Raw genomic sequence first — 13,063 nt, 5'->3', positions numbered from 1 at the left:
TGCGCCGGGTCACCCGTGGGCCCGGCGCACCTCGACCTGTTCGAGCAGGGCCGACCAGTAATCGTCGCGCACGGCGTTCCAGAGGTCTTCGTGCCGCGGGAACCACTCCCTGACCTGCGCGAGATCCGGCAGCCGGGCATTGTCGAACACGACGGTGCCCGGCTGCACCGCGGGCAGCGGAGTCCGTGGATACAGGTAGGCGGGGGTGGCGTCGGCGGCCACCCGCAGCCGCACCACCCGCACATTGCGATCGACGATCTGCCAGACCGCCACCTTCCCCGTTCTCGTCTCCGTGGTGCGCAACGGGTTCCGGCGCATCCGAGCCCTCCTCTCACTGGTTCTCCCCGGTGCCGGGAGACGCGACATCCCGGCACCGGGAAGCTGTCCCGGACCCCTCGCACACCCACCCGCGCATCGCCACCGCGAAGCGCGCCACCACCTCGGCGGGGAGCGGGTCCGATTTTCCCGTGATCGGGGTGCCACCGATCCGGCGCGGAAAACGTTGATGGAGCGCGTGCTCGGGGCGCCGAGCCGGTTTGTTGCGTGTGCCACATGGTTCGAATGCCGGACGCATCGGCGCCTCCTCCTGGTGATGGGTGGTTTTCGCAGATGGCGCGGCATCCGGCATTCCCCCCGCGGACGTGTTCGGCGTCACACGTCGCGGGCGAATCAGCTCCCTGCACACCGGATACCGGCCGACACCAGGACACCATCGCGCGGCCCCCACCGCGTCCGCCGAGCGGATCACCCGGGAATCTCGCGCATTCGCCCTTGTCGTGTTCCCCGTCCGTGCCACACTGTCTCCCGCTCCCTGCTGTCCACCGTTCCGCCCACGAGGGGAAACGATCGATGGCCGACGACGACAGCACCCTGCCCCGCCGCCAACTGGGGCGCCTCCTGCACCGCTACCGAGACGAAGTAGGGCTGAGCTTGGCCCAAGCCGCGCGGCTGGTCGACATCGGCACGACCACGCTGCACCGACTGGAGAAAGGACAGGCGAACAAGGTACGACTCGGCGTTGTTCAACAGCTGTGCGAGATCTACGAACGCGCACCGGAAGAGATTGCCGCAGCGCGGTATCCGGCACAAGACGGCGCTGGACGAAGCAGGCAGCAGAACGTTGCTGCGGAGAATGGCCAAGGAGTATCTGGCGTGAACGGAAAACCTAGCCCCGCCCAGTGGTTCAAGAGCACATTCAGTCAGTCGACGGAGTGCGTCGAGGTGGCGTTCCTCGAGGACGGCGCGGTCGGTGTCCGTCACTCCAAGAACCCCACCGGGCCGGCCCTGACCTTCACCGCGAGTGAATGGCGCGCCTTTCTCGCCGGAGTGCGCGCGGGGGAATTCGACCGGGGCTGAACGAGAATCCCCCGTGATGTCCCGGGGGGGATTCGACCGTCGATGCTCAGAATTCGCCCGCGACGCCGAGCACCGTGCGGCCGGAGTGGGTGCCGTTCTTGATCGCGTGCAGGACCCGCTCCGCGTCCGTCACCGGGGCGTGGTTCTCCAGCTGGGTGAGGTGGCGGGGGCGGAAATCGGTGGTGAGGCGGGACCAGAGGGCCCGGCGTTTCTCGATGGGGTACGCCACCGAGTCGATGCCGATGAGGGCGACACCGCGCAGGATGAACGGCATGACGGTGGCGGGGAGCTCGGGGCCGCCGGTGAGGCCGCTGGCCGCGACGGTGCCGCCGTATCCGATGCTGCTGAGGATGTAGGCGAGCGAGCGGCCGCCGACGCTGTCGACCGCGCCGGCCCAGCGGGCCTTGGACAGCGGGCGCAGCTTGGCGTCCGGGTCTTCGGGCAGGCGGCCGATGACCTCGTTGGCGCCGATCTCCGACAGCAGGTCGCCCGCGTCGGTCTTGCCGGTGGAGGCGATGACCTCGAAGCCGAGTCCGGACAGGATGTCGACGGCGACGCTGCCGACGCCGCCGGTCGCGCCGGTGACCAGGATGGCGCCGTCGTCGGGGGTGAGGCCGCGGTCGAGCAGGGCCTGGACGCTGAGGGCGGCGGTGAAGCCCGCGGTGCCGATGGCGGCGGCGTCGCGGGTGCTGAGCCCGTCGAGTTTCACCACCCACTCGGCGGGCACCCTGGCGTACTCGGCGAAGCCGCCGTGGTGGGCCACACCGATGTCGTAGCCGTGTGCGACGACCTGGTCGCCCGGCGCGAACTCCGCGCTGTCGGAGGAGACGACTTCGCCGGTGAGGTCGATGCCCGGGATGATCGGGTACTTGCGCACGACGCCACCGCCCGGGGTGATGGCCAGTGCGTCCTTGTAATTGGCGCTCGAGAAGTGCACCTTGATCGTGACCGCACCCTGGCCGAGGAAATTCTCGTCGAGTTCCTGCCGGGTCAGCACGATCCCGCTGTCCGATTCGTGTGCCACCATCGCGCGGAATTCCATGCGGTCGAGCATACGAGCCGAGCCGGGCGGCCGGGGGCGATGCCGGGCCATCGGCCCCGTCACGGGCGGTTCGCGCTCCGCGGCAGTTACCGTGCAGGTGGACAATTCGAACGACAGGAGAGCCACGATGACACTGCGCAGGCTCGCCGCGACCGCCGCGCTGATCGGCGCGGCCTTGTGCGCGGCCCCCGCTGTTGCCCACGCCGACGACCCCGAGTTCCCGCGCAACGGGGTGATCCCGGCCGGTGACTACCGGATCGGGCGCGGCCCGTCGAACGTGTTGCCCACCCCGCTCGAAGGCTGCGACCTGCAGGTCGCGGACAACGGCACGTCCGTCCGGCTGGCCTGCCCGGCCTTCGCGCTCGGCGGGCGACAGCGGCCGGTGGGCCCGGACGAGACCTACGTCGTGTTCGATGGCGTGCCGCTCGGGCTCGCACTGCGCGACATCGATCCGCGCCAGGGCATGTGGACCGGGACGGTGAACGTCGCCGATACGCCGGTGATCCTGCCGTATCCGCTGGCCTCGGTCTGGTTGCAGCGCCGCTGACCAGCACCGGGTTCAGGGCGCGAATTCCAGTCGCACGCCGAGCAATCGGACCGGGCGGTCGAGCTCGAACCGGTCGATCACCCGCAACGCCGCCTCGGTGATGGTGGCGACGTCGGCGGTCGGTTCGGGTAGCTTCGTCTGCTTGCTGCGGGTGAAGAAGGTCTTGGTCCGCACCGTGACCGAGACCCGGACGGTGATCCGTCCGGCCTCGGCCATCTCCTCGGCGACCGCGGTGGCGATCCGCGCGACCTGCGCCCTGATCTCCGCGGGGTCGGTGAGGTCGCGGGGGAAGGTCTCGGATCGGCTGCGGCCCACCGGCACTCGTGGTTCGCTGCTGACCTCGGTGTCGCCTCTGCCGTGCCCGAGCACCCACAGGTACGGGCCGGTGCTCGGCCCGAACTCGGCGGCCAGCCGGTGCCGGTCGGCGGCCATCAGGTCGGCGACGGTCTCGATGCCCAGGCCGGCCAGCCGGGCCGCGATGCGGTTGCCGATGCCCCACAGCGCGGCGGTGGGGCGGTGGCCCATGACCTCGGTCCAGTTCGCGGCGGTGAGCCGGAAGGTGCCGGTGGCCGCGCCGGGGTCGTCGACGGGTGCGGCGGAGGATTTACCCGCCGACTTGGCGAAGCCGGTGGCCAGCTTGGCGGTGAGCTTGTTGTCGCCGATACCGATCGCGCAGCCCAGATCCAGCTCCGCGATCGCGCCGCGGATCTCGCGGGCCAGCAGTTCCGGGTCGTCGGTGTCGGCGGCCAGGAACGCCTCGTCCCAACCCCACACCTCCACGGTGCCCGGAAACGTGCGCAGCACCGCCATCACCTCGTCGGAGGCCTCCTCGTAGGCGGCCATGTCCAACGGGAGGAACACGCCGTCGGGGCACTTGCGGGCCGCCGCGCGCAACGGCATGCCCGCCCGCACCCCGTACGCCCGTGCCGGATAGGACGCGCAGGTGACGACCTTGCGCGGTTCCTGCGGGTCACCGTTGCCACCGACGATCACCGGACGGCCGCGCAGTTCCGGGTGGCGCCGGAACTCCACCGCCGCCTGGAACTGGTCGAGATCGACGTGCAACAGCCATCTGGCCACCTCTCCGTCTTACCCCACCGCGCCGCCTCAGCCCATCCGCCACCACGCGCCGCGGTTCCTTCTCTTGCCACACCCGGAAAACAGAACTAGATTCTGGATATGAAGATTCGAGATCGGCTGCTGCTGGCGGCCGAGCGCGAATTCGCCGAGCACGGCGCGCTCGACGCCACGCTGGCGCGGATCCGGGAGGCGGCCGGGGCCAGCGTCGGCGCGCTGTACCACCACTTCCCGGACAAGGCGGACCTGTACCGCCAGGTGTGGGCGCACGCGCTGGTCGACTACCAACACCGGTTCTGGGCGGCGGTCGGGGAGAGCGTCGACGCGCGCACCGGGGTGACCGAAGGGGTGCGCGCGCACCTGCGATGGGTCACCGAGAATCGTTCGCGGGCAACCATTCTGCTCTCCGCGCGGCCACCGGGAGTGCGCGAGAGCGAGAGCAACCGCACCTTCCTCGCCGACGTCAACCGCTGGTGGCGCACGCACGCACGCTACGGCGCGGTGCGCGCGCTCGACTTCGACGTGCTCTACGCGCTGTGGCTCGGCCCCGCCCAGGAGTACTCGCGCCAATGGCTGGGCGGCGCCGTCCCGGTCGCCCCCACCGAGATCGCCGACGAGCTCGCGGCCGCGGCCTGGCAGGTCCTGGCCGGGCCGGCGCACCCCACGCAGGAAGGCACCCGATGACCGACTCCCTCGCCCTCGACTACGGCACCGCCGCCCAGGTGCTGGCCGCCCAGCCCTTCGCCGAACTGGTCGGCACACAGCTCACGGCCTTCGGTGACGGCGCGGCCACCCTGGTGGTGCCGATCCGGCCGGAACTGCGCCAGCAGTTCGGCTACGTGCACGGCGGCGTGCTGTCCTACCTCGCCGACAACGCGCTCACCTTCGCGGCGGGGACCGTGCTCGGCGCCAACGTCCTCACCGGCGGTTTCAGCATCACCTACCTGCGGCCCGCCGCGGGCGAGCGCCTGCGCGCCGAAGCCAGGGTCACCGGCTCGACCCGCCGCCAGGCCGTGGTGAACTGCGAGATCTACGCGGAATCCGAGCCCGGAGCAGCCGACGGTCTCGAAACCCGCGGCGCCGCGCCGGTGCTGTGCGCCGTCGCGCAGGGCACCACCCGAGCGGTGGACCGCGCCCTCGGGTGAGTAGGCGAAAGGCCGGGCACGAGGGTTCGTGCCCGGCCTTCGCGTGCGCCGTCAGGCGGTGGCGGCCAGCGGCCTGCCGTCGGCGGCGGGTTCGGCGACCGGTTCGATCGCGTAGGCCAGGATGTCGGCCACGTCGGCGACCGGACGCACGTCCAGCGCGGCCAGCACCTCGGCGGGGACCTCGTCCAGATCCGGCTCGTTCCGGGCCGGGATGAACACGGTCTTCAACCCCGCGCGCTGGGCGGCGAGCAGCTTCTGCTTCACCCCGCCGATCGGCAGCACCCGCCCGTTCAGGGTGACCTCACCGGTCATTCCGACATCGGCGCGGACCTGGCGGCCCAGCGCCAGCGAGACCAGCGCGGTCACCATCGTCACGCCGGCGGACGGACCGTCCTTGGGCACCGCACCCGCCGGGAAGTGGATGTGGATGTTGCGATCCAGCACCGACGGCTCGATACCGATCTCCGCGAGGTGCGAACGCACGTAGGTCAGCGCGATCTGCGCCGATTCCTTCATGACATCGCCCAACTGGCCGGTGAGGGTCAGCGAGCGCTCACCCTCGGCGGCGTTGGCCTCGATGTAGAGGACGTCACCGCCCGCGCCGGTCACCGCGAGCCCGGTCGCCACACCCGGCACCGCGGTCCGCTCCACCGAATCGGGGGTGAAACGCGGCCTGCCCAGGTACTCCTTCAGATCGCCCACGTCGATCGTCAGCGGCGCCTGTCCGCGGTCGGTGACCACCTCGTCGTAGCCGAGTTCGGGATCGTATCCGGTGCGGATCGGCGTCACCGTGGGGTCGGAATCGGCTGGGCCCGACGCACTCTCGGTCAGCCGGGTGGCCGCCTTGCGGAGCGCCTTGGCGATCAGCCGCTCCATCTGGCGCACACCGGCCTCGCGGGTGTAGTTCGCCGCGATCTCGCGCAGCGCCGCCTCGGTGATGCGCACCTCCTCGGCGGTCAGCGCGTTGCGTTCCAGCTGCCGGGGCACCAGGAAGTCACGCGCGATGGCCACCTTGTCGGCCTCGGTGTATCCGTCGACGGTGATGAGCTCCATCCGGTCCAGCAGCGGGCCAGGGATGGTGTCCATGACGTTGGCGGTCGCGATGAACAGCACGTCGGACAGGTCGAGGTCGAGGTCGAGGTAGTGGTCGCGGAAGGTGTGGTTCTGCGCGGGATCGAGCACCTCGAGCAGGGCCGCCGCGGGATCGCCGCGGAAGTCCGAGCCGACCTTGTCGATCTCGTCGAGCAGCACCACCGGGTTCATCGACCCGGCCTCCTTCATCGCGCGCACGATCCGGCCGGGCAGCGCGCCGACGTAGGTGCGGCGGTGGCCGCGGATCTCGGCCTCGTCGCGCACGCCGCCCAGGGCGACGCGCACGAACTTGCGCCCGAGCGCCCGCGCCACCGACTCACCCAGCGAGGTCTTGCCGACGCCGGGCGGGCCGACCAGCACCAGCACCGCGCCGGACCCGCGTCCGCCGACCACCTCCAGACCGCGCTGTGCCCGCCGGGCGCGCACGGCCAGGTACTCGACCATCCGGTCCTTGACCTCGTCGAGGCCGTGGTGGTCGGCGTCCAGGACCGCGCGGGCGGCCGAGATGTCGGTGCTGTCGGTGGTCTTGACCTGCCAGGGCAGTTCCAGCACAGTGTCGAGCCAGGTGCGGATCCAGCCCGATTCCGGGCTCTGGTCGCTGGCGCGTTCCAGCCTGCCGACCTCGCGCAACGCGGCCTCGCGCACCGCCTCGGGCAGGTCGGCCTGCTCGACGCGGGTGCGGTAGTCGTCGGCGCCGTCGGGTTCGTCCTCGCCGAGTTCCTTGCGGATGGCGTTGAGCTGCTGGCGCAGCAGGAACTCGCGCTGGCTCTTCTCCATGCTCTCGCGGACCTCGTCACTGATCTTCTCGGTGACCTCGGCCTCGGCGATGTAGGCCTTGGTCCACTCGATCAGCACGGTCAGCCGCTGCGCCACGTCGGGGGTCTCCAGCAGTTCGCGCTTCTGCTCGGCCGTCAGGTACGGCGCGTAACCCGCGGTGTCGGCGATGGCGGAGGCGTCGGTGAGCTGGTTGACCGCGTCGACCAGCTGCCAGGCCTCCCGGCGCTGCAACACCGAGACGACCAGCTTCTTGTATTCGGCGGCCAGCTCCTTGGTGCGGCCGTCGGCGGGCGGGGTCTCGACCGGCTCGGCCTCGACCCACAGCGCCGCCCCGGGGCCGGTGACGCCGTGCCCGATCTTGGCGCGGCGTTCGGCCTTCAGCACGGCCGCGGGCGCGCCGCCCCGCATCCGGCCGACCTGTTCGATGGTCGCGATGACGCCGTAGGAGGCGTAGCCCTCGGCGAGGCGGGGCGCCAGCAGCACGGCGTCGGTCCCGGCGGCGCGGGCGGCGTCGATCGCCGCCTGCGCGGATTCGTCCAGTTCGATGGGCACGACCATGCCCGGCAGCACGATCGGATCGGTCAGGAACAGCACCGGCAGATCACGAGGTGTAGTCACGTCTTCGACCCTTCCAAAAGTTGAGCGATACCTACTCAACCCGGGGGTTACCGTGTTTGTTCCGCACCGATCCGGCGTTCGCCGAGGGCGAATCCCAGGCTCGCGGCATGCGGTCGCGGGGCGCGTTGACACCCTGCTCAGCGCAGTGAGAATGTGAGGGCCTTCGTCCAACGCATTCGCATGAGGGGGCTCCCACGATGGCGACACTCGCGGCAGGGGTGTTCATCGACTGGGAGAACCTGACCGGGCAGTCCAAGTTCATCGTCGATCTGGTGACCTTCCCGATCTTCGCCGCCGCCGCGGGCTGGCTCACCAACTGGACCGGCGTGCTGATGCTGTTCTGGCCGGTGCAGTTCCGTGGCGTGCGCGTGCCCGGCCTGCACGTGCTCTACCCGTATCTGCCGCGCCGGGTGCAGGTGCTGCCGACCTTCTCCGGCGACGGCAGGCGCCTCGGCTTCCAGGGTTTCATCCCGGCGCGTGCGGAGAAGATGGCCAGCATCTGCGTGGACAAGGCGCTGCTGCGGATCGGCAGCCCACGTGACTTCATCCACGAACTCGACCTCGACGGTGTCGCCGACTACATCGCCGAGCTGGCCCGCGCCCAGGTGCAGCAGATCGTCGACGAGGTGATGTACCGGGAGAATCCCGACCTGTGGCGGGCGGTGCCGCGGCAGGTGAAACAGGTGGTCTACCAGCGGGTGGAGGCGCAGCTGCCGAGCCTGTGCCGACGGGCGTTCGACTCGCTCGGCGACAACATCGACCAGCTCATCGACATCAAGTCCTTCGTCATCCGCTACCTGCGCGAGAACCCGACCATCCTGAAGGACCTGACCACCACCATCGCCGAGCCCGAGCTGAAGTTCATGGTCCGCATCGGCCTGCTCGGCGCGCCGTTCGGCCTGCTGATGGCGCTGTACCTGCACGTGCACAGCGGCATCCCGGTGCTCGGCTGGATCCCGGCGTGGGTGGTCGTCCTGCTGGCCTCGGCCGCGATCGGCGTGATCGTCAACGTCATCGCGGTGAAGATGGTCTTCGAGCCCGGCGAACCGCAACCGCGCTACAAGTACCTGTGGCGCCAGGCCCTGCTGGCCAAACGCCAGCCGCAGGCCGCCACCGACCTCGCGCACATCCTGGCCTACCAGGTGCTGACGCTGCCGAATCTCTCCGCCGAGCTGCTCGACGGACCCAACGGCGACAAGACCAGGCAGCTGGTGCAGCGCCTGATCGCCGACGAGATCCACCGCCAGCTGGGCCCCACCCACTCGGTGGTGCGGGCCGCCTTCGGCAGACGGCAGTTCGACAACCTGACCGTTGGCGCCGCCGGTGCGGCGGTGGGGCTGGCGCCGAGCCTGGTCGAGGACGAGGAGTTCGCCCGCGAGCAGGCGAAGAAGATCGACGAGTTCGCCACCCGCAAGTTGCGCATGCTCAGTCCGGGGGAGTTCATGGAGATGTTCTACGCCTCGGTGGAGCAGGACGCGTGGCTGCTCTACCTGCACGGAGCGGTGCTCGGCCTGGCCGTCGGCGGGATCCACCTGGTGCTGTTCGGCTGGTGAGGCGATAAACAAGCACGCGTGCTTGCATTTGCTTCCGCGCACTGCGATGCTGGGCCCACCTGGCACACGCCGCGGTGTGCCGCGACCGGCAAGGGGAACCATGGCTGACCTGGAGGCGCTGCTCGGCGATTACGCCGAGGAATGCGCGGACCTCGAACGACTCGTCGCCCCGCTGTCCGAGGCGCAGTGGGCCACCCCGACGCCCGCGCCCGGCTGGACCATCGCCCACCAGATCGGGCACCTGGCCTGGACCGACGAGGTGGCCACCGTCGCCGCCACCGACGCCGAGAAGTTCGCCGGGATGGTCGCCGAGGCCGGACCGCGCGCGCTGACCTTCGTCGACGAGGCCGCCGAGGAAGCGGCCACCCAGCCGCCCGCGGACCTGCTGCGCCGGTGGCGCACCGGACGCGAAGCCCTGGTGACGGCGCTGCGGGAGGTGCCCGCGGGCACCAAACTGCCGTGGTTCGGGCCGCCGATGAGCCCGGCCTCGATGATCACCGCACGGCTGATGGAGACCTGGGCGCACGGGCAGGACGTGGCCGACGCGCTCGGCGTCACCCGGGAACCGGCCATGCGATTGCGCAGCGTCGCCCACATCGGCGTCCGCACCAGGAACTTCGCCTACTCGGTGCGCGGAAAGACCCCGCCCGCCGAGGAATTCCGGGTCGAACTCACCGCACCCGACGGCAGCCTGTGGACCTGGGGTCCCGCGGACGCGGCGCAGCGGGTGACCGGCCCGGCCGTCGATTTCTGCCTGCTGGTCACCCAGCGACGCCACCCCGACGATCTGGCCGTGCGCGCGCAAGGGCAGGACGCGGCGGAATGGCTGACGATCGCGCAGGCCTTCGCCGGTCCCACCGGCGCGGGCCGGGAAGCCGGTCAATTCGCCTGACCACCCGGGAAGTCGGAGCGGGCGAGCGCCAAACTTGGGTGCGCCGTTTCGTGTCGACGGCCGGACGCCGTTGGCCGGGGGTCTCGATGGCAGTCGAGAATGGCGCTCGCCTGCTCATTGCGGTTTACCCGCCGGCCACCGCGCGGAAACCCGCGCGACGGAGAGATTTGTGATCCGGCCCTCAGGACGATGTCGGTCGACAGGGGTACCGTAGTCTGGACAGGCGTCCGGCTTTCGACGATGCGGGCCGACGCTCGGGGAGTGGAACACTCGAGGAGTGGATGCTCGAGGAGTGGACGCTCGGGGAGTGGAGGAAAGGAACGCATCGTGCCCACACACCGTCCGGCTCAGGTCGCGCGCTACACCGCGATCGTGGTGGCGGGTGCGGCCAGTCTCACCCTCACCGTCGCTTCCGGCGCCTACATCGTCGGTCAGATGTCCGTCGACGGGTCCCGCACGGAATCGAATCATGCTCCCGCCGCGCCCGATTCGCGCGCATCGGGTCCGGCGCCGTCGTTCCCGGATGTGACGACGGTCGAACCGGTCGCGGTCGAACGGCCTCGTCCCACCTACCAGGCGGCCGTCTTCCCCGCCGATGCGCCGATTCCTCCCGTCGTCGCGATCCCGGGGGCCGCCGCCGCGCCGGTCGTGAACCCCGCCTCGGCGAACGAAAGCTCCGGTCTCGGTGGCCGTCTCGGGCTGGCCGGTGCCTACGTGGACGCTCAGGTGCGACCCAGCGATCCGGGGACGATCGCCGTCACCGTGGACACCAACGTCGTCGCCACACTGCTCGACGTGCTGGCCGAACCGGGCGCGACCGCGGGCACCACCCGGCTGAGCACCGAGATCGATACCCGCCGTGGGGAAATCGCGGTCGCCTTCAGCGATCCGGCGCTCGGTGAGCACACGATGGAATTCCAGCGCGGCCGAACGCCCTCGCGCCCGGTCGACGCACCGGCCGCCGTGGCCTCACCCGCCGTGGCCTCACCCGCCGTCGCCTCACCCGCCGATGCCCGAATGGCCGCGGAGGCACGGGATTCCGACGCCACCACCGCGCCCACCACCGTCGGCGCCGATCACACCTTCGGCCCGGAACACACCGTCGGCCCCGATCACACCGTCGCCTGAGTCGTCGCGCACGACGGACGCCCCGCGCGGTCGGGTCCGGCGCCGCACTAACGTGGCCGACGTGTACGACTTCTGTGTGGTCGGTGGCGGCATCGTCGGCGTCGCCACGGCCCATGAGCTGCTGACCAGGAATCCCGGCGCCCGCCTGGTGCTCGTGGAGAAGGCCGAGCGCCTCGGCGTCCACCAGACCGGGCACAACAGCGGCGTCATCCATTCCGGGATCTACTACGAACCGGGCAGCCTCAAGGCGCGACTGTGCCGCCGGGGCGCGGCGTGGACCACCGAATTCGCCGGCACCCACGGGATCGCGCACCGGATCTGCGGGAAGCTGCTGGTCGCGACCGACGAGGTCGAACACGAGCGGATGCTGGCCCTCCACCGGCGGTCGGTGACCAACGGCGTCGAGGTCGAGCTGATCGACGCCGCCGAACTGCGCAGCCGCGAGCCACATGTGCGCGGCGTCGGCGCGCTGTTCGTGCCGAGCACCGGCATCGTCGACTACCGCGCGGTCACCGAGGAATTGGCCGCACAGGTGCGCCGCCGCGGGGGCACGGTCGTGCTCGGCGCCGAGATCACCACCATCACCGAGACCGACACCGCGGTGACCGTCGCCGGTCCGGCCGGCAGCTGGCGGGCCCGCACGCTGGTGGTGTGCGCCGGCCTGCAGGCCGACCGGATGGCGCGACTGGCCGGGCTGCCGGTGGACCTGCGCATCGTGCCCTTCCGGGGCGAGTACTACCAATTGCCGCCCGCTCGCGCCGATCTCGTCCGCACGCTGATCTACCCGATCCCCGATCCGAGCCTGCCGTTCCTCGGCGTGCACCTCAGCCCGACCGTCGACGGCGCCCTCACCGTCGGCCCGAACGCCGTGCTCGGCCTGGCCAGGGAGGGCTACCGCAAGGGCAGCGTGAATCTGCGCGACACGCTCGACATCCTCAGCTTCGGCGGGATGCGCCGCGTCGCCCGCACCCACCTGCGCACGGGTGCGCGCGAGCTGCGCAATTCGCTGTTCAAGCGGGGCTATCTGGCCGAATGCCGCCGCTACTGCCCGGAACTGCGGCCGGCGGATCTGCGGCCGCGGCCCGCCGGTATCCGCGCACAGGCGGTACTCCCGGACGGCACGCTGGTGCACGACTTCCTTCTGGAACGCACACCCCGCTCGGTGCATGTGCTCAACGCTCCCTCACCGGCGGCGACCTCGGCGATGCCGATCGCCGAACACATCGTCGACCAGCTCTGACCGGCAAGCGACCGCCCGGTCGCGAACGCCCGTTCGCTACCACGGATTCGCGAGCAACCCTCGAATAAAGAGGACTGCTGTAGTACTTTTGTCGCAGCCGTGGATCAGGGAGGGCCTATGGGCCACATCAAATATGCGAGTGACGTCGGCGCACCCGTCGAGGTCGCTTTCACCTACACGGACAACCATCTGTTCGTGCCGGACTGGATGTTCGGCGTCAGCGCCTTCGAACCGACGGGGGAGACCGAACAGGGCCTCGGCGCCCGCTACGCGACCACCGTGCGACTCGCGGTGTGGCAGACGCGGCTGTCCTGCGAGATCACCGAATACCGCCGTAACGCGGTGATCGGGTATACGCTGCGTGGGCGCCTCTCGGGGACGCTGACCCTGCGCTTCGACCCACTCGGGTACGGCAGGTCGGTCCTGACGTCGGAAGCGGACTACTCCGCACCGCGCGGCCTGTTCGGCCGGATGTGCGCGGGCTTGGTGGAATCCGCGGTGCGACGGGCACTGCGGCGCACCGAGTCGCGATTGCGAAGGGAGATCGAAGAATTCCACGGTACCGATCTTGTCGGCCGGATTGCGTAGGGTGCCTG

13 protein-coding genes and 1 pseudogene are annotated in these 13,063 nt (G+C 70.5%); 10 read left to right on the top strand and 4 right to left on the bottom strand.

Going from position 1 to position 13,063, the window contains the following annotated elements:
- Positions 1 to 9: 9 nt before the first annotated feature.
- Entirely contained in the window at positions 10 to 318 is a 309-nt protein-coding gene (locus tag AMO33_RS20650; RefSeq protein WP_011212143.1) for a hypothetical protein, read from the bottom strand.
- Between the two features lie 234 nt (positions 319 to 552).
- On the opposite strand from AMO33_RS20650, the pseudogene AMO33_RS32885 reads away from it, so the two are divergent.
- Positions 553 to 1,011 (top strand): annotated as a pseudogene (locus AMO33_RS32885) (helix-turn-helix domain-containing protein); the annotation flags it as partial.
- 141 nt (positions 1,012 to 1,152) lie between these two features.
- Positions 1,153 to 1,356 carry a DUF397 domain-containing protein gene (locus AMO33_RS32645; protein WP_060595068.1) on the top strand — a complete coding sequence of 68 codons (204 nt, stop codon included), beginning with the start codon at positions 1,153 to 1,155 and terminating at the stop codon, positions 1,354 to 1,356.
- Between the two features lie 46 nt (positions 1,357 to 1,402).
- Here AMO33_RS32645 and AMO33_RS20640 read toward each other — a convergent pair whose 3' ends face one another.
- Complete coding sequence (locus tag AMO33_RS20640; RefSeq protein WP_060595067.1) at positions 1,403 to 2,398, bottom strand: oxidoreductase; 996 nt, start codon at positions 2,396 to 2,398, stop codon at positions 1,403 to 1,405.
- A gap of 127 nt (positions 2,399 to 2,525) precedes the next feature.
- Between AMO33_RS20640 and AMO33_RS20635 the strand changes: the two genes are divergently transcribed.
- Positions 2,526 to 2,945, top strand: a complete 420-nt coding sequence (locus tag AMO33_RS20635; protein ID WP_228792238.1) for a hypothetical protein — start codon at positions 2,526 to 2,528, stop codon at positions 2,943 to 2,945.
- A 12-nt stretch (positions 2,946 to 2,957) separates the two neighbouring features.
- Here the strand turns inward: AMO33_RS20635 and AMO33_RS20630 are convergent, their stop codons facing one another.
- Positions 2,958 to 4,025, bottom strand: coding sequence for a DNA polymerase IV (locus tag AMO33_RS20630; RefSeq protein ID WP_060593946.1), 1,068 nt, complete (start codon positions 4,023 to 4,025; stop codon positions 2,958 to 2,960).
- A 99-nt stretch (positions 4,026 to 4,124) separates the two neighbouring features.
- Here AMO33_RS20630 and AMO33_RS20625 point away from each other — a divergent pair, with 99 nt between their 5' ends.
- Complete coding sequence (locus tag AMO33_RS20625) at positions 4,125 to 4,706, top strand: TetR/AcrR family transcriptional regulator (RefSeq protein ID WP_060593945.1); 582 nt, start codon at positions 4,125 to 4,127, stop codon at positions 4,704 to 4,706.
- Complete coding sequence (locus tag AMO33_RS20620) at positions 4,703 to 5,167, top strand: PaaI family thioesterase (protein ID WP_060593944.1); 465 nt, start codon at positions 4,703 to 4,705, stop codon at positions 5,165 to 5,167. The genes AMO33_RS20625 and AMO33_RS20620 overlap by 4 nt, the downstream gene beginning before the upstream one ends.
- A 51-nt stretch (positions 5,168 to 5,218) precedes the next feature.
- Here AMO33_RS20620 and lon read toward each other — a convergent pair whose 3' ends face one another.
- Positions 5,219 to 7,594 carry an endopeptidase La gene (lon, locus tag AMO33_RS20615; RefSeq protein ID WP_060595066.1) on the bottom strand — a complete coding sequence of 792 codons (2,376 nt, stop codon included), beginning with the start codon at positions 7,592 to 7,594 and terminating at the stop codon, positions 5,219 to 5,221.
- Between the two features lie 257 nt (positions 7,595 to 7,851).
- Here lon and AMO33_RS20610 point away from each other — a divergent pair, with 257 nt between their 5' ends.
- The 5 genes from AMO33_RS20610 to AMO33_RS20590 all read left to right on the top strand — a co-directional run bounded on the left by AMO33_RS20610 (position 7,852) and on the right by AMO33_RS20590 (position 13,055).
- Positions 7,852 to 9,207, top strand: coding sequence for a hypothetical protein (locus tag AMO33_RS20610; protein WP_060593943.1), 1,356 nt, complete (start codon positions 7,852 to 7,854; stop codon positions 9,205 to 9,207).
- 100 nt (positions 9,208 to 9,307) lie between these two features.
- On the top strand, positions 9,308 to 10,099 hold the full coding sequence (locus AMO33_RS20605) for a TIGR03084 family metal-binding protein (RefSeq protein WP_060593942.1): 792 nt from the start codon (positions 9,308 to 9,310) through the stop codon (positions 10,097 to 10,099).
- A 327-nt stretch (positions 10,100 to 10,426) separates the two neighbouring features.
- Positions 10,427 to 11,227 (top strand): hypothetical protein, encoded by an 801-nt coding sequence (locus tag AMO33_RS20600; RefSeq protein WP_060593941.1) that lies wholly within the window; start codon positions 10,427 to 10,429, stop codon positions 11,225 to 11,227.
- 52 nt (positions 11,228 to 11,279) lie between these two features.
- Complete coding sequence (lhgO, locus tag AMO33_RS20595; protein ID WP_082668772.1) at positions 11,280 to 12,467, top strand: L-2-hydroxyglutarate oxidase; 1,188 nt, start codon at positions 11,280 to 11,282, stop codon at positions 12,465 to 12,467.
- Positions 12,468 to 12,584: 117 nt separating this feature from the next.
- Positions 12,585 to 13,055 (top strand): SRPBCC family protein, encoded by a 471-nt coding sequence (locus AMO33_RS20590; RefSeq protein WP_011212157.1) that lies wholly within the window; start codon positions 12,585 to 12,587, stop codon positions 13,053 to 13,055.
- Positions 13,056 to 13,063 lie beyond the last annotated feature (8 nt).

It is taken from the genome of Nocardia farcinica (assembly GCF_001182745.1).
Classification (GTDB): domain Bacteria; phylum Actinomycetota; class Actinomycetes; order Mycobacteriales; family Mycobacteriaceae; genus Nocardia; species Nocardia farcinica.
The sequence above is the reverse complement of the archived record's forward strand: the minus strand, read 5'-3'. Positions and strand labels throughout refer to the sequence as shown.